General features: G+C 46.2%; 11 protein-coding genes. 1 reads left to right on the forward strand and 10 read right to left on the reverse strand.

What is annotated here, in order from left to right:
• The first annotated feature begins 59 nt into the window (after positions 1-59).
• Positions 60-1,007: an aldose 1-epimerase gene (locus AB4493_RS04435; protein WP_372154566.1), complete on the forward strand. Its 948-nt coding sequence runs from the start codon at positions 60-62 to the stop codon at positions 1,005-1,007.
• A gap of 128 nt (positions 1,008-1,135) precedes the next feature.
• Here the strand turns inward: AB4493_RS04435 and AB4493_RS04440 are convergent, their stop codons facing one another.
• The 10 genes from AB4493_RS04440 to AB4493_RS04485 all read right to left on the reverse strand — a co-directional run bounded on the left by AB4493_RS04440 (position 1,136) and on the right by AB4493_RS04485 (position 16,828).
• Positions 1,136-3,550, reverse strand: a complete 2,415-nt coding sequence (locus AB4493_RS04440) for a GH36-type glycosyl hydrolase domain-containing protein (protein ID WP_372154567.1) — start codon at positions 3,548-3,550, stop codon at positions 1,136-1,138.
• Between the two features lie 157 nt (positions 3,551-3,707).
• Entirely contained in the window at positions 3,708-4,799 is a 1,092-nt protein-coding gene (locus tag AB4493_RS04445) for an ABC transporter ATP-binding protein (RefSeq protein WP_372052400.1), read from the reverse strand.
• Positions 4,799-6,148 carry a GH1 family beta-glucosidase gene (locus AB4493_RS04450; RefSeq protein ID WP_372154568.1) on the reverse strand — a complete coding sequence of 450 codons (1,350 nt, stop codon included), beginning with the start codon at positions 6,146-6,148 and terminating at the stop codon, positions 4,799-4,801. Before AB4493_RS04450 ends, AB4493_RS04445 begins: the two co-directional genes overlap by 1 nt.
• Before the next feature lie 17 nt (positions 6,149-6,165).
• Positions 6,166-7,014 carry a carbohydrate ABC transporter permease gene (locus AB4493_RS04455; RefSeq protein ID WP_017061568.1) on the reverse strand — a complete coding sequence of 283 codons (849 nt, stop codon included), beginning with the start codon at positions 7,012-7,014 and terminating at the stop codon, positions 6,166-6,168.
• Between the two features lie 46 nt (positions 7,015-7,060).
• Complete coding sequence (locus AB4493_RS04460; RefSeq protein WP_017070431.1) at positions 7,061-8,047, reverse strand: carbohydrate ABC transporter permease; 987 nt, start codon at positions 8,045-8,047, stop codon at positions 7,061-7,063.
• Between the two features lie 67 nt (positions 8,048-8,114).
• Positions 8,115-9,362 carry an ABC transporter substrate-binding protein gene (locus tag AB4493_RS04465; RefSeq protein WP_372154569.1) on the reverse strand — a complete coding sequence of 416 codons (1,248 nt, stop codon included), beginning with the start codon at positions 9,360-9,362 and terminating at the stop codon, positions 8,115-8,117.
• 18 nt (positions 9,363-9,380) lie between these two features.
• Entirely contained in the window at positions 9,381-10,388 is a 1,008-nt protein-coding gene (locus AB4493_RS04470; protein ID WP_009846150.1) for a LacI family DNA-binding transcriptional regulator, read from the reverse strand.
• A 446-nt stretch (positions 10,389-10,834) separates the two neighbouring features.
• Entirely contained in the window at positions 10,835-12,853 is a 2,019-nt protein-coding gene (locus tag AB4493_RS04475; RefSeq protein WP_372154570.1) for a methyl-accepting chemotaxis protein, read from the reverse strand.
• Positions 12,854-13,053: 200 nt separating this feature from the next.
• Complete coding sequence (locus AB4493_RS04480) at positions 13,054-14,394, reverse strand: carbohydrate porin (protein WP_372154571.1); 1,341 nt, start codon at positions 14,392-14,394, stop codon at positions 13,054-13,056.
• A 373-nt stretch (positions 14,395-14,767) separates the two neighbouring features.
• Positions 14,768-16,828, reverse strand: coding sequence for a prolyl oligopeptidase family protein (locus AB4493_RS04485; RefSeq protein ID WP_372154572.1), 2,061 nt, complete (start codon positions 16,826-16,828; stop codon positions 14,768-14,770).
• Positions 16,829-16,837 lie beyond the last annotated feature (9 nt).

Raw genomic sequence — 16,837 nt, forward strand, 5'->3', positions numbered from 1 at the left:
AACCGCCATTGAATATTTTTTTCTTCTTGTTAATATCTTTTAAAAATGGAGACATCAACATGTTTAAAATTATAAATGAAAAATTTGGAAATATTGACTCTGTCACATTAATAAATCAGCAGCATGGTATAGAACTTCAAATAATCAATGGGTTTGGTGCTGTTATAAATAAATACATTGTAAATAACAGTCCATTCTCTTTTATTTGTGGCTATCAGAATTATGATGAACTGATCAACCAACATCCGTTCTTTTCCCGCAGTGCTAAATTATTCCCTTTTCCAAATCGTTTAAACTTAGGTCGCTACAGTTTCGACAACCAAAACCATCAACTCCCAGCTAACTTCCCTTGGTCTGATCACGCCGTACATGGCTTGCTCTACAACCAACCTTTTTCAATCAAAAACAGCGCAGCCAATGAAAAATCAGCCAGTGTGACGCTGCAATATCAGACATCATCTTTACACCCTGCTTTCCCGTTCGCTTTTAACCTTGAAGTCACCTTCACTATCGACACAACGGGTAGACTCTCTTCCTCAACGACCGTCTCTAATCTGGGTGATTCAGCCTTCCCATTCGGTGATGCTTGGCACCCTTACTTTTCACTCGGCACTGAGCTAGCACAATGTGGACTCGCTATGTCGCCTTGCTCTGAGGTCATACACGAAAACGACTTACCCAATGGTGAAAAACACGCTTTTGACCGTTTGTCTTTGGACGATTCACTGACCAATCAAAGCTTAAATCACTGCTTTGAATTTGATTCCAAGACAACCAACCAACTTGCGTTTACGCGCTCAGATTCGTCTGCCGCAATTCGCTACCAACAAGATGAAAGCTACCCATTCGTTCAGCTTTACACGCCAACTAGCGAGCAAAGTATTGCAATAGAACCAATGACTTGCCCAGCTGATGCGTTCAATAACCAGATCGGCTTATTGACACTTAGCCCGAACCAATCTCAGACCTTTACTTGGCAATGCCAAGCCAACTATCAACCCAACTAAGGCAAGCAAAGTAAGACAGCCGCTGAATGCGAAATCAGCCCCCAGAGAACGCATTGCTAACGAAACAACGCAACGAAAGAACCAAACTAAAGAAGCAATAAAGGGCGCATAAAGCGCCCTTCTCTTTGTTAACCTAAAATCACCTCGATGGTGTGCTCACCAGAGGTAAACACTGGCGCTTTATTACCTGAAATTAGGTCACCGTTGACCTTCATCTCTGCCACTCCCTTACACACGTTATTTGGGTTGGTAACATGGATATTGTAGGTCGCGCCACGGAACTGACGACGCACTTTGAATTCAGGCCACTCAGCAGGAATACAAGGATCCACCAGCAAACCATCCACTTCAGGTCGAACACCCAGAATCCACTGCGTACCCGCCACGTAAGTCCAAGATGAAGTACCTGAAAGCCATGCATTACGTCCTAAACCGAACTGTTTGTGCTCGTCACCCAGAATGTTTTGTGGGTAGCAGTATGGCTCAGATTCGAAGGTATCAATATCGTCGTTCTTAGAAGCCGGATTAATTTGACGGTAGTACTCATAAGCACGCTCGCCGTTGCCCATTTTCGCTTCCGCGATCATCACCCAAGGGTTGGAATGCAGGAAGATACCGCCGTTCTCTTTCGCACCCGGTGGATATGTCGAAACGCCACCAAGTTGTGGATCAAAGCCGTTGTAGCCTGGAGTTGAAAGCTTGATACCATTGGTCGTGTTCAGCTTGTTGTAAACCGAATCTAGCGCTTGTGTGGCACGTTCTTGTGTCGCGAAACCAGAAATCACAGGCCAGCTTTGACCGTTAGTGTAGATCTGCCCTTGTTCATTCTTGTGAGAACCAATTGGCAGGCCTTGCTCATCAAAGTAACGCACAAACCATTCGCCATCCCAACCGCACTCATTCACTGTGCTCTGCATTTGTTGGTATTGCTCTTTGAACTGAGCGGTCAGCTGTTCCTCACCGCGTAACTCACAGAGGTCGAGCATATCAAGCAGGGCTTTACCGTACATGTTAGCGACCATCATCGACTCAGCACCCGTTGGCAGGTTCACCGTGTCATTCCAGTCTGCAAAACCTAATAACGGTAGGCCGTGCTCACCCGTATTGGTGTAGGTAAACTCGATCGCGCGACACAAGTGATCCCAAACGGTGCCTGTTTCCACAGGGTTGCCCGCTTTGTCTTTTTGATAGAACGGAATCACTTTGTTCAAGAAATCAGCATTGCCTGTCTCTTTCACATATTGAGTGACTGCGTAGATGATCCACAGATGATCGTCGCCGTAGTAATCCGGACGATCTTCCTCTTCACGTGAGTCACCCGCGTTCGCTTCCATGGTTGATGGGAAGAACTGGTGCATCGCAGAACCATTGATGTTTTGCACTGATAGTAAGCGCTCAATGAACTCACGCGCCTCTTCTGGCATATGAGTAATCACGCCCAACGTATCTTGCGAAGAATCACGGAAACCGATGCCACGTGCGCCATAGCCAAGCTGGTACAGAGACAGGTAACGAGACCAGTTTTTAGTGGTGTGACACTGACGTGGGTTATGTACGTTAAGCATCGAGTTCATAGCAGGGTCTGGCGTTTCAACCTGAACCGCTTGTAGGTAACCATCCCAATGTTCAGCCAGTTCAGCGAAAGCTGAATCAACCACTTGATGGTCACGATATTTAGCCAGCAGAGGAAGTGCAGCTTCTAGGCTCTGTTCTTGCGCGATTTGTACGACCGTACGTTCTGTCTGCTCTGGAGATAACCAACCCAAACGCAGGTTAAGCGCGCCAATGTTGTCACCACGCAAACACTCAGTATTGCCAAGCTCATCGTTTTCTAACGCTTGCGGGGCAGCCCATGTGCCGTAACCAAATTGACCAAGGAATGATTGGCGATCACCATCAAACGACGTCGCAGGGCGATCCGCTGTCATCAGATTTACCGCGTAGTCGCGCTTCATGAAGGCATACTGCTCAAGCACAGTATGACCCGACTCTTGCTGGTGCGCTTTCAGCGTCATGGTTTGTGGAACCCAATCAGCATTAAGTAGCTGCTTAAGCGCATCAAAGTGTGTGAACTCATACACAGGAACCACATCAACGTGCAGGGCTTTATCTGAAATGTTGGTGACTTTGATGTCTTGTAACAGCACTTGGTCAGCTTTTGGCACGAAGAATGTCGCTTCACAACGCACACCAAACGCTTCTGCAATGATGGTGGTGTAAGACAAGCCAGTGTGGTTTTCAAACTTATCAAGCGGCTTCAGAGTCGGTGTATAGAAAGGTGAGAACACCTCTACGTTACCCGCTTCGTCACGCACCTTGAGGTATAGGGTCGAGCCTTTGAAGTCTGAGTTTGGCAGTTGTGCAATGTACTTGGTGATACGGTTCAGTGCCGGATCGCCCTTACACAACAACACGCCACCGTTGCTATCAACAATGCCACCGAAATCTAATGTGCCAACATAGTTACACCATTTGATTGGTGTGCACGGCGTGGTTGCTACGTATTCTTTGTTTTTATCGTCAAAATATCCGAATTTCATCATCACTATCCCTAGCCCCTCCCAAATCAGGAGGAGCCAAAACAATTTGTCGTAAGTTGGTTGGTGTCAGCTCAATGACTGACTTAGCCGTTTGAGTCAGGCTTCTCTCACTCGCCCTTGCAGATCAACTGGCTGTTGCAAAATAACTAGCTCTTGCAAATCAGCTCGCTAGCGAGTTCTCACTCAATGCATCAAACAAGTGGAAAGCATCCAAATCCAAGTAAAGCGTCAGATCTTTTACATCCACTTCAGCGGCTTGGGTTTCAACCATCAGCGGTTGACCGCCAATTTCTGTTTTCAGAAGAATGCTCGCGCCTAGTAGTTCCTTGTCTTTGATTTTCACAGGGAATGGCAGCACGCGGTCGTGGTCAACTTGCTCGGCACGTAGGTGAATATCTGTTGGACGAACACCAAAATGCAGAGCTAGGTTCTTAGATGCCAGAGACTTAAAGCGCTCAGGCAGTGGGATATGAACATCGCCGATTTCAACGAAGTACTCGCCTTCTTTTTCAATCAGTTTTGCTTCCAACATGTTCATTGATGGGTTACCAATGAATTGCGCGACAAACTTGTTTGCCGGACGCTGGAACACCTCGGTTGGTGTACCAACTTGAGCAACATATCCGTCTTTCAGGATCACGATGCGATCCGCCAATGTCATCGCCTCGATCTGATCGTGGGTTACGTAGATCGTGGTGGTTTTTAGTTCACGGTGTAGATGTTTGATCTCTTCACGCATCACGCCACGAAGTTTTGCATCTAGGTTAGACAGCGGCTCATCAAACAAGAAAACCTTAGGCGTACGAACCATCGCACGGCCCATTGCCACACGCTGACGCTGACCACCAGAAAGCTCTTTCGGCTTACGGTTCAGTAGTGGATCAAGCTCTAGCATTTTCGCCGCTTTTAGCACTTCTACGTCGATTTCTGCTTTTGGCATGCCCTTCAGCTTCAGAGCAAATGCGATGTTCTCGTACACTGTCATGTGCGGGTACAGCGCGTAGCTTTGGAATACCATCGCTAAGTCACGATCTTTAGCATCGACCTTGTTCATCACTTTGCCACCAACGACGATGTCACCAGAGCTGATGCTCTCTAGGCCTGCAAGCATGCGTAGTGTTGTCGACTTACCACAGCCAGATGGGCCAAGGAAAACCACGAACTCGCCGTCTTCAACCGTAAAATCAAACTCTTTTACAACTTCAACATCGCCGAATGATTTTTTGATGTTCTTAAATTCTACTTTAGCCATTATCTGTTCTCCTCAGCGCGCTCTTGAAGCATGTTTCGGTACGCAATTGCGCTCTGTTTCAGTGTTCTTTCTTGAGTGGTGTAATCAACATGGACAATGCCAAAACGTTGGCAGTAGCCGAATGCCCACTCAAAGTTATCCATCAGACTCCAAGCGAAGTAACCATCGACTTTCACACCCGCTTCAACTGCGTTGTGAACTGCTTCGATGTGGCCTTGGAAGTAACGAACACGTTGTTCATCCATCACTTGTCCGTTAACACGCTCATCGTTACCTGCTGCACCATTCTCTGTGATGTAGATAGGCGGCATATTTTCGTAGCGAGCATCCAGCCTTACCAATAAATCGGTTAAGCCTTGTGGGTTGATCTCCCAGCCGATGTAAGTGTGTTCAGCATCAGTCTGTTTTACTGATTCAATATCACCATTCTCGTTGAAGCGAGCGACATTGCGTGTGTAGTAATTGATACCGATATAATCAACAGGTGCGCTTATGATGTCTAGGTCGCCTTCTAGAATCATCGGCATGTTCATCGCTTGGCGCTCGACAACTAGCTGTGGGTATTCACCTTTCAATACTGGGTCGATGAACCAGTGGTAGTTCTCCGCTTCACAGTAATCTGCGGCACCTTGATCTTGTGATGTTAATGGGTAAGCCGGAGTCGCGTTAAATACCACTCCATGCTTAGCATGAGGCGCATTCTTACGCAGAATCGGCATCGCCAAACCGTGTGCCAACATTAGGTGGTGAGACGCTAAGTAACCCTCTTTCTCACCCTTGATGCCTGGTGCGTGTTCGCCCCAACGGTAGCCTAGGAATGCAGACACAAACGGTTCGTTCAGCGTTGTGTAAACATCAATCTTGTCACCGAAGTAGTTACTCACCACTTCTGCGTATTCTGCGAACTTGTAAGACGTTTTACGATTCAGCCAACCACCTTTGTCTTCGAGGTATTGCGGCAGATCCCAGTGATACAGAGTTACGTAAACCTTCATGCCACGAGCATGACACTCATCGATGATCTGCTCATAAAACTCTAGGCCTTGCTGATTCACCACACCGTCTTGCGGCAGGATACGTGGCCAAGCAATGGACAGGCGGTAAGCATCAACACCTAAGCCTTGAATCATCTCGATATCTTGTTGCCACAGATGGTAGTGATCACACGCCACATCACCATTGTCGCCGTTATCGACCTTACCCGGCGTCTTACAGAAAGTGTCCCAGATAGACGGTGTACGACCGCCCTCTTCAACGCCGCCTTCAATTTGGTATGAAGATGTCGCGACACCGAATACAAATTCCTTACTGCGTAACTTTGAATCACTTGGAAGTTGATATTTATTCATTGTTATAACCCTTAAACCTAACCTTTGACTGCGCCGGACGTTAAACCACTGATCATCTGTTTCGATGCGAACAGGTAAGTAATCACGAGCGGTAAAATAGAAATTGTTGTACCTAGCATTACCGCGCCCCATGGCGTATTCGGAATACCTTGAACACTTCGAAGTGCTTGCGTAATAACATAGTTATCTGGGTTATTTAGCACCACGAGAGGCTGCATAAACATGTTCCAGAAGAAAACGAACTGAACGATAGCCAGTGTTGCTAAGGCAGGCTTCATCAGTGGCAATACCACACTCCAGTACGTTCTGAACTCACCTGCACCATCCAATTTCGCTGCTTCAAGTAGCTCTTTTGGAATCGATGCAATCACGTGCTGACGCATCAAGAAGATACCAAACGGCGTGGTTGTGAACGGTAGCCATACCGCCATGTGGTTATCCAACAAGCCTAAGAATTTCACGATCATGAAGTAAGGGATCAGGCTAAGCACTGGCGGAATCGCCATTGAGCCAACCAACATGCCAAACAACACGTTCTTACCGCGAAACTTAAACACAGCAAACGCGTAACCACCCATGCTACAAAACAGCAGCGAGATGGTTGTGCCCAAGAAAGCCACGTAAATCGAGTTAAACATCGCTTTCCAAAACGGCATGATTTCTAGCAGTTTTGCGTAGTTCACCATTAGGCTGTCGCCAATCGCAAAGCTGATGCCCGAGCCGAAGATCTCCGAGCGGTCACGTGTTGAAAGCAGTGCTGACCACACAAACGGGAACACCGTAATGATTGCGGAAACAATCAGTAATATGCCGAGCATGACCATCAAGATCTTAGTCATGATGTACATGGTGCGTTCGCTTGGCATTAGGCCACTTAATGGTGAGGTATTTGTCTTAATTGATGTCGACATCTTAATGTTCCCCTAAGCCTTTCTTACCGAAGAATAAAAATTGAACCAAAGTACAAGACGCGATCAGTGCAAACAGAAGCCATGAAATTGCTGACGCTGTGCCCATTTCTAACCATTCCCAACCCACTTTGTAGAGGTACATAGAGATAGTTAAACCAGATTGACCCGTACCACCTGTACCACGCGTTAGAACGAACGGTTCTTCAAACATTTGCAGGTTACCGATGATGGTCATGGTGATTGCAAAGAAGATGAATGGACGAATCATTGGTAGTGAGATGTTCCAGAAGCGGCGGAAGGCATTCGCACCATCCATACGTGCAGCTTCTAAAATGTCTTTAGGAATCGTCATTAAACCAGTGGTGTAAAGGACGATATTAAAACCGGTGTATTTCCAGAAAACCATGATCGCAATAGACGGCTTCACCATAGTGGCATCGTCTAACCAGCGGATTGGTTGAAAATCGTTAACCCAAGCAAATGCCCAACCAAACAGCGTGCTATCGGCCAATGCCATTAACGTTTGGTTGATAATTCCTGAGTTAGGAGAGTACATGTTGAAGAAAATCAGTGATGCTGCGACCGTTGATGTGATGAACGGTAGGAAGTACGCCGATGTTAGCCAGTGACGCATACGGTCACCCATTGAAACCAACATGTAAGCCACTGGAATAGCGACTAAGTGCTGAGCAACACCCGATGTGATTGCTAGCCACAATGTGTTCTTTAATGAACGCCATAGCCATGGGTCAGTCAAGGCAATGTGATAGTTCTCAAAACCAACGAACTCCATTGCATCCATGCCCTGTACTGGATTCCATTCGTGGAACGACAGATAAACAGAGAACAACAGCGGGAAGATCCCAAATACAGAAAAAATGATCAGAAACGGCAGAAGGAATCCATACGGTGTAAGCGCTTTCAGATTTAGACGAGAAAAAAGGCTTTTGTCCGCAGGTTCTATCGTTGTGCTCGCTGTATGATTCATAGTAACGACCTCTTAAAAAAGGAAGCGCGTTATCCACGCTTCCTCACTTACTCAAAGTAATAACAAATTAAAGATTACGCGTACGACGCTTGATTAGACGCTCTGCCTCTTTCAATGCAGTCTCGATGTCCTTACCTTCATCAAGCACTTCCATCAATGCGTTCTCTAAAATTATAGAGCGTGCTACGTGGTCGCCTTGAGCTGGAGATACTGGCTTGATGTTCTGTGCCACTTCAGCAAATAGTAGACGTGCTTTCTGTCCACCTAGGAATTCCATCTCTTCTTGAAAAAGCTCATCGTCATATGTCGTTACGTTCGCAGGGAAAGCCGCAATCGTTTCGAAGTGCTTAAGTTGAACATCACGATCCGTCGTCATGTATTCAATAAGTGCCCATGCTTCATCTGGGTTGTCAGATTGAGTTGGAATCGATAGGAACGAACCACCCCAGCTGCCGTAAATGCCATCAGGTAGGTTTTCTACTGCCCACTTACCTTTGGTTTCAGGAGCGATCCAGTTGTTTAGGTGACCAAGTAGCCAAGCGCCAGAAAGTTGAGTTGCAAATGTGCCTTTGCGGAAGCCCTCGTACCATTCGTTAGACCAAGCCAAAATGCGGCCGTCTAAGCCTTTGTCGCGAATCTCTTTTGCTACTTCAAAAGCGTGAACAAAACGCTCAGATGTCACAACTGGGTTGCCATCTTTATCGAAGTAAAGACCTTCGCCTTCAGGAACCGTTGTGAAGATGATTGCTTGTGCCACGTCGGCTGCTGAAGCGATAAGTTGTACGTTTTGCTCTTTCAGTTTTTCACCAGCAGCGATGTATGAATCCCAATCTTTGATTGCTTCTTCTACATCAATGCCCGCTTTTTCGAATACGTCGGTACGGTAGTACATAACACCGGGACCTAGGTCGACAGGAATGCCGTACATGTCGCCGTCAGCGCCTTTACCTTGTGCCCATGCGTATGGTGCGAATCGTTCTTCGTATTTATCTGCACCGTAGTTTTCAGACAGGTTAACTAGGCCGCCAGATCCAACAAATGGACCAATTTTCTCAACGTCGACAACAATCACATCACCGGCACCAGAGCCCGTTGCAAGGTTCGTTGTGAGTTTCGTGTGGTGGTCACCGTGGTTGTTCATAAGGTAATCAACTTTAATCCCCGTTTCCTTTTCGAAATCAGGCAGTAATACCTTCAGGCTGCTATCGAAATCAGGGAAACCGTCGAAACGAATTTCTTTGTCTGCTGCATTTGCAGCTGTTGTACCTAATCCTAAAGCAACCGCGCATGAAAGCGCTAAGGTCTTAAATTTCATGTTCTATCCTTAATATTTTTATAGGGTAACTGGTAAATCCGATACCGAGTTTCTAGTGACCAACGTCGGCAGCAATTTAAAGTTCACGTCATGTTTTATTTTTTTTAGCTTCTGTAGAGTGAGCTGTACTGCTTCAACGCTCATCTCTTCAATAGGGAAATTAATGGTGGTCAAACTAGGGGTCAGATAGCGCGCGAAGATGGTGTTATCGAAGCCCACCAGTGATACATCTTTAGGAACAGACAGCCCCTCTTGATGCAGCACCTCGAAGGCGCCAAATGCCATGTGGTCATTCGAAGCAAATACTGCTGTGAAATGACACTTACGATTAATCAGCTTCTTCATAGCACTGATGCCCGTCTCTTCAGTAAAGCCCGCTTCCGAGACTAATGCTTCATCGTATGGCACACCCGCTTCTTCCAAGGCCTTTCGATACCCCTGCAAACGCCCCCTAGCATCTGCTTTATCTAAAGGCCCGGTAATACACGCGATATCTGTATGTCCCTTTTGCAAAAGATATTGAGTAGCGAGTAGCCCCCCGACTTCGTTATCAATATCAATGCAACTCATCGCCATTTCTGGGATGAAGCGGTTAATTAAAACCACAGGGGTCCCCTGTTCTTCCAATTCAATTAAATAGTCATCACTGAGCAGTTGAGTATGAAGAATCAAAGCATCGACACGACGCCCCAACAGAAACTCCACCGACTCGCGCTGCCCTTGTTCGGTGTTCGAACCCGCTGTAACCACTGCGTGGTAACCGAAGCGGCGTAGGTTTTCCTCTATGCAATGCAAGATGCCTGAATAGAAAGATCCGCCCAGTTCTGGAACAACAACACCCACACTTCCGGTACGACTTGAAGCCAAAGCCTGAGCGATAGAGTTCGGGCGATAACCCAGCTCTTTGATCGCCTTTTCAACCTTTAACTTCTTGTCGTGGCTCACTCTACTGGTGCCGTTAATCACTCTAGACACTGTCGCTTGAGACACACCTGCATGCTCTGATACGTGTTTAATTGTTGCCACTCGAACCTCGATACTTCATTAGCTTGTAACCGCTTACAAAACGATTATTAAGAAATTACGTTTTAGTTGAAGTGAGTGTCATCACACTAAACTTGGAGGTAAAAAGGCTGGATTTGGAAATCTTGAAAGCGCTTACAGATTCACTTCACACCATGAAACTGTTTCATGAGATTCTTGCTCACCTTATCAAAACAGCACTCGGTTACTTGCTCCCAAAGTGCTAACAAGCATGCATAAACTCCGTTTTCAAAAAGCACGATTCGGTGATGAACCTGCAACAGGCGGTAATATACAGAGCAAAATTGACCCTATTATTTCAGTGGCTATGCGAAATTGTATGGGAACATTTCATAGGCACTTCTAATTCTCTTTCCAGAACCCGAAACTTGAAACAACAACGCCCAGCAAAGGCTGGGCGTGAAACATTGAAAAACTTAGAGTCGCCTTTAAACCTCGTTTTCTGATTGCTCCGCGAGCTTAAACTCTTGAGTTAGTGAGAACTGCTGCTGCGACATGGTTTCAAGCTGTTGACCATGAGAAAACAAAACCTGAGATCGTTGTGAGTTATCTTCAGCCAAGATGTGTATCTGGCTGATATTTTGAGTGACTTGAGAGGCAACCACTTGATGCTCTGTCGTCGCGGTCGCAATTTGATGACTTCTTTGCTCTACTTCGTTGAGAAGATCAGACACCGTCGATATCGAGTGATTCACTTCGCCCGTTTGCTCAACACATTGAACCATCCCCACCACACATTGATTGATTTGTTCAACCGCCAGTTTAGAGCTAGTTTGCAACTGCTCGATCTTGTTGTGTATCTCTTGCGTCGAGGCATTGGTTTTCGCTGCTAACACTCGAACCTCATCCGCAACCACAGAGAAACCACGCCCTTGCTCTCCAGCTCGCGCCGCTTCTATTGCCGCATTCAACGCCAGTAGATTAGTTTGCTCAGAGATCCCAGATATCACATCCAAAATGGAGCCAATGCTGGCACTTTCGCTTTCGAGCTGGCCAATGGTCGCTGTTGATTCTGCTAACTTACGCTCTAAACTGCCCATTAACTCGACGCTTTTATCCATGGTCTTCTGACCAGCACAGGAACTCGACACCGCTTCGGTTACAAGCGTTAGCGTTTGATTAGCGGCTTGAGTTATTTCGGTCACCGAGCACTCGATCTGCTCCATAGCTGTTGCCACCATCACGGTCTGATTGGTTTGGTCTTGCATCGCCTCGCTCAATGAACGGCTCGTGCTTTGATTCTCTATGGACGCCTCTTTTAAGCACGTCGACGAATAACGCATGTTCTCAATCATTTGAGTCAGATGACTGATCACTAAGTTGACCTTGTCGCTCACTGAGCCGAACTCATTATTGGCTTGATACTGCACCATCGCGCTCAAGTCTTTATTGGCAACTTGGTCGAGTGCACTTTGTAGCAGCTTGCTTGGTTTACGGATACCTTTGGCAATATTCAACCCGATCAACAGAGCAATAAGCACGGAAGCAAGTGCAATAAAACCCTGCATCACAAGGGCTTGCTGTGAAGAGTCCATCGATTCGTGATACAGGCGTGTCGCGGTGTCTTCCGCGTACATAGAAAGCTCATCAAAGTGACTTAACTGTTGATCGATTAGCTGTTCAATTTCCTGCTTTTGAAGGGAGATAGACTCATCGAGTTTGACGGTTTCTTTATGGGTAGCGACTGAGCCACTGGCTGAAAACGCGTGTGAAGCGAGCAACGATAAAGACTGTTTACTGCGGCGCAGCAAAGATGAATCCAGATTATCTAAACCTGCGACCGCTTGTTCGAATCGCTCTTTGCGACTTTGTAGGCGACGCTCTACCCCACGAACCTCCGAAGATGTTTGCAGTGAAAACGCTTCGTTGGCTTCCGCGGCAATCAAACTCAATTGCACCAACAAAGCTTCGACTGCCTTTTGTGTCTGCTCTGAATCTGCACTCGCGAGTTGATTCACCAAAGTATTATTGAGCTGTCCAACCACAGATTGAAATTGCGCTTGTCCCATCGAACCGAGATCTTTGCTATCCAAATACTCAACATAAAGCTCTAATACCTGCTCTATCTTATCGATAGTCAACAAACCTGTTTGAGTGATGTTGTTAAGCATGGCTTCCATTTGTGAACCAGCTACGCCCTTACCTTCGAACCAGTTCAATTGCTGCTGATATAGCTCGATGTTGTTTAAGACGGTTTGTTTCAGTGGCTCAAGTTCATCAATATAGTTAGCGGATAAGTAGGGTGTGGTGCTGCGATTAATGTCCAGAAATCGGATGGTTAACGTTGAAGATTGAAGCATTAATGGCGTAGCTTGCTGGGTGATGTTTTCGATTCGAGTGGTGATGTCTTTATTGCTACTGATGCTTAACCATGCAGAACCCAGCATGATCACAATCAGTACGAAGAAACCTAAATAAACTCGAGACACGATGGAAGAAAGTCTCATAGTAAATCCCTGATCTAGTGGCGAAAAAAAGGGCACAAAAATGTGCCCAAGAATGGAGTTAATTGAAACGTGCCCTAATCAATCTGCCTTTAGGGCTAAAATGGACAGTATTTACGTACTATTGAAAAGCATGGATATTCGAAAGCATGGCTCTTTGAAAATATGCCGAATTCAAAGAGCCGCTCTTTCTATATCGGTGATTACCACCAAGCTTCAAACATTGCGCCGAACGACAATGTGTCAACATTCGTTGTCTTCACTGTGTTGCCTTTGGTTTCTACATCACCCACGGTTGTGTAGAAGCGCAGCATTGGACGGCTCCAAGGTAAGCCACCTAGAGAAACGTTTTGAGAAAGCGTTACTTTCCATGCGTTCTCTTGACCGTCGTCATCGTAATCAACCATGCCGTAGCCAGCTTCTAACCATGTAGAGTGAACATCATCCCATTGGTACTGTGGACGAACGATACCCGCGTATTCAGTATTCTCGCGATCTAAGTCTGAGCCAGAATTGTCTTTGTAAGACACTAAGTAATCAATGATGAACTGTTCAGATGCCGCGTAGCTACCCTCAACACTTGCATACAAAGTCTGGTAATCACCTTTAAGGTCATATACCGATGAATCTGCACCGTCACCATACTTAACAACCAACTTGTTAGAATCGCCTAGCCCAAGAGTCGCACCCACAAGGTAGGCCGTTTCATCACTGACTTTTTGTCCTTGAGTCACGACAGGCTGCATTGAATCTGTCACTGGATCGTATACGTACTCAGTCGTCGTAGACGTATCCGCTTCGCTCGATGCAAAACCGTAGTTCGCGTAAAAATCCAGATTACCAATACCTGCGTCAATACTATGTAGCTTCGCTGTCACGGCGTATCGGCCATTGTCATTTACGAGGCCGCCTTTCACTTGGCCAACAAAGCCCATATCTAGCTTAGCGCCGCCGAAATCTAGGTTGTTAAAGCCAGCGCCTTGACCATCGTGTGTCATCCAGAAGTAATCGTTCAAACCTTGTTGCGGACGTTGATGGAAGTCGCGACCAGCCCACATATAAAGTTCTGGTTGGCTTTCAAATACGTTAGTTACACCTGCGTACATTTTTTTCATACTCAGGCCGCCGTCGTCAGCCCAAGCGTCTGCTTCCCAGTGGTCAGCCATGAATACGATGTCCCAAATCGCACCATTGTCAGCTTGGAAAAGCTTAGCTAGCTGAACCTCACCACCATTAGCTTCGTTACCCAAACGACCGACAGAACGACCTGTTGTACCGATGTCTACGTAACGCTCATCACCGCTCTTGTAGTGAGCGCCGTAACGAGCATAACCAGAGAAGACGATGCCATCTGGAACCTTAGTTTCTGCTGTTAAAACTGCGGGCTGTTGATCATTAACATAATCAATATCCACAACCTTAGATTCTAACTCTTGGATTCGTTTTTCTAATGCTTCGATATTAGTATCAGCAGCAAAAGAAGAGAGTGAAGCAAGCGATGCCGCCACTGCGACCGTTATTGGCAAAAGCTTAAATTTTTGCATTGTATTTCCCTATTATTTTTTTGAGTTTTCATCGAACAGGGAAATATTAAGCAATGAAAGAGTTGAAAAGTTGGTCGCTGTTCACACTGATAAATCAGCTTAAATGCCATGAAACTTTTAGAAAACCCATGACTAAAACTACTGACTTTAGATCAACAGGTTATAGTGAAAAATGCGTAAAATATCAGCTTGAAATCGCTTTCATTTCATCAGTAATGGTGGCGGCTATCACGTAAAAGGGTGCCGAAAAGCAAAGAGAACGAGGTGTGAATTTGATTGGTTTTCATATATATGAAAAACCTCAAAATCTAAGGCAGATTTTGAGGCTTTTTGGTCTGAGTTAAATACCCAGTTATCTAAAATCAAGTATTCGCTACAATGAATCTAGGGACTCTATTCCCATATTGAACAGGGTAAATGCGTAGATATCAGCAGTAAGATCGATAGCTTTACTCAGCGGCATACCTGCCCCATGCCCTGCATTGACGTCAATACGGATCATCACTGGCACGCCACCTTCATGCTTATCTTGCAGCTCTGCAATGAATTTATAAGAGTGAGCAGGTACCACGCGATCATCGTGATCGGCTGTAGTAACCAATGTCGCAGGGTAATCCGCGCCGCGCACCACATTATGAACCGGAGAATAACCAAGCAGGTATTCAAACATCTCTTTATTCTGCGCTGACGTGCCGTAGTCGTACGCCCAGCCTTCACCAGACGTGAATGTGTGGTAACGCAACATGTCCAACACACCAACCGCAGGTAAAGCTACTTGGAAAAGCTCTGGCCTTTGAGTCATACAAGCGCCTACCAGCAAGCCTCCGTTAGAGCCGCCGCGAATCGCTAACTTATCGCTGCACGTGTAGTTTTCTTCGATTAAGAACTCCGCAGCAGCAATGAAGTCATCAAATACATTCTGTTTTTGTTGTTGTGTACCCGCTTTGTGCCACGCCTTACCGTATTCGCCACCACCACGTAAGTTCGGCACTGCATACACACCACCCAGTTCCAGCCAACTGCCCACCGTTCCCGAGAAGGAAGGGGTTAGGCTAACGTTAAAGCCACCATAGGCGTACAACATGGTTGGAGTATTACCATCTAACACTAATCCCTTCTTATAAGAGATAAGCATCGGAACCTTGGTGCCATCCTTCGAGGTATAGAAGACTTGTTTAGACTCAAATTGATCCGACTCAAACGGAGACTCAGAACGTTGGTAGATTTCAGATCTTCCAGATTCAACATCAAAAGAGAAAATCGTTGGCGGCGTTACATAGTTGGTAAAGGTGTAATAAAGCTGAGTTTGCTCGTTTTTTCCACCTAAGCCACTGGCCGTTCCCAGCCCAGGCAAATGAATTTCACGAACTAGATTGCCTTGGTAATCTAGCTGCTCAATCTTAGACACCACATCCACCATGTAGTGAGCAAACAAGTAGCCACCACCCGTGCTGATCTCTAAAGGCTGTGGCTTTTCGGGAATGATATCGAGCCACTGTTGATTGCGAGTCTCAAAGCTCACCACCTTGCCATTAGGCGCATCAAGATTCGTATATAGAATGAAGGTCTCATCTTGGTTATCGATGAGATAAGTGTCGCTATCCACATGATCAATCAGCGTATTCAGCTTTTGCTCTGGTGAGTTTAAATCGATATAGAACAGTCTGTTACCCGATGTCGACTCTCGCCCTAGAATGATCAAGTAACGGTCATCTTCGGTGGTGTAGCCTGATACATAGCGGTGCTGCTCGGCGTTGTTCTCACCAAAAACCACTTTGTCGCTAGCTTGCTCTGTACCCAACTCATGGAAGTAAAGTTTGTGCTGTTCGGTACGTGCAGAAAGCTGGCTGCCGTCTGGCTTGTCGTAACTAGAGTAATAAAAGCCGCGATTACCTAACCAAGAAATACCGGTAAATTTAGCGTCTGTGATTTCGGCTTCAAGCTGCTGTTTAGTCTCGGTATCGATAACAAAAATCTTGCGCCAGTCGCTACCACCCTCTGAAATACTGTACGCCACTAGGCTGTAATCTTTAGAAAACGACACCGAACCCAGTGATGTGGTGCCATCTTCCGAGAAAGTGTTAGGATCTAGGAAAATTTCTTCTTGTTGCCCTTCTTTGTGACGATAGAGAATGCTGTGATTCTGCAGGCCATCGTTCTTATAGAAATAGGTGTGCTCACCTCGAACAAACGGCTGCGAGCTCTTTTTGTAGTCTTGCGCTTTCGCTAATCGCTCTCGCAGTTCAGCGCGATACGGAATTTGAGCAAGGTAATCGAACGTGACCTCATTTTGGCTCGCCACCCACTGCGCGGTTTCGTCGCTTCTATCGTCTTCTAACCAGCGATAAGGGTCTTCAACTATGTGATCAAAATAGTCATCGCTGACGATCTGTTTGTTGGTGACTGGATATTGATACTCTTTTAAATAGCTCATCGTGATCCT

Origin of the sequence: Vibrio sp. 10N.222.55.A1 (assembly GCF_041473835.1) — a bacterium.
Classification (GTDB): Bacteria; Pseudomonadota; Gammaproteobacteria; order Enterobacterales; family Vibrionaceae; genus Vibrio; species Vibrio crassostreae_C.

Excerpts from the sequence above, each read along its gene's own strand:
- AB4493_RS04435 (WP_372154566.1), top strand. The coding sequence starts at position 60 with ATGTTTAAAATTATAAATGAAAAATTTGGAAATATTGACTCTGTCACA.
- AB4493_RS04440 (WP_372154567.1), bottom strand. The coding sequence starts at position 3,550 with ATGATGAAATTCGGATATTTTGACGATAAAAACAAAGAATACGTAGCA.
- AB4493_RS04445 (WP_372052400.1), bottom strand. The coding sequence starts at position 4,799 with ATGGCTAAAGTAGAATTTAAGAACATCAAAAAATCATTCGGCGATGTT.
- AB4493_RS04450 (WP_372154568.1), bottom strand. The coding sequence starts at position 6,148 with ATGAATAAATATCAACTTCCAAGTGATTCAAAGTTACGCAGTAAGGAA.
- AB4493_RS04455 (WP_017061568.1), bottom strand. The coding sequence starts at position 7,014 with ATGCCAAGCGAACGCACCATGTACATCATGACTAAGATCTTGATGGTC.
- AB4493_RS04460 (WP_017070431.1), bottom strand. The coding sequence starts at position 8,047 with ATGAATCATACAGCGAGCACAACGATAGAACCTGCGGACAAAAGCCTT.
- AB4493_RS04465 (WP_372154569.1), bottom strand. The coding sequence starts at position 9,362 with ATGAAATTTAAGACCTTAGCGCTTTCATGCGCGGTTGCTTTAGGATTA.
- AB4493_RS04475 (WP_372154570.1), bottom strand. The coding sequence starts at position 12,853 with ATGAGACTTTCTTCCATCGTGTCTCGAGTTTATTTAGGTTTCTTCGTA.
- AB4493_RS04480 (WP_372154571.1), bottom strand. The coding sequence starts at position 14,394 with ATGCAAAAATTTAAGCTTTTGCCAATAACGGTCGCAGTGGCGGCATCG.
- AB4493_RS04485 (WP_372154572.1), bottom strand. The coding sequence starts at position 16,828 with ATGAGCTATTTAAAAGAGTATCAATATCCAGTCACCAACAAACAGATC.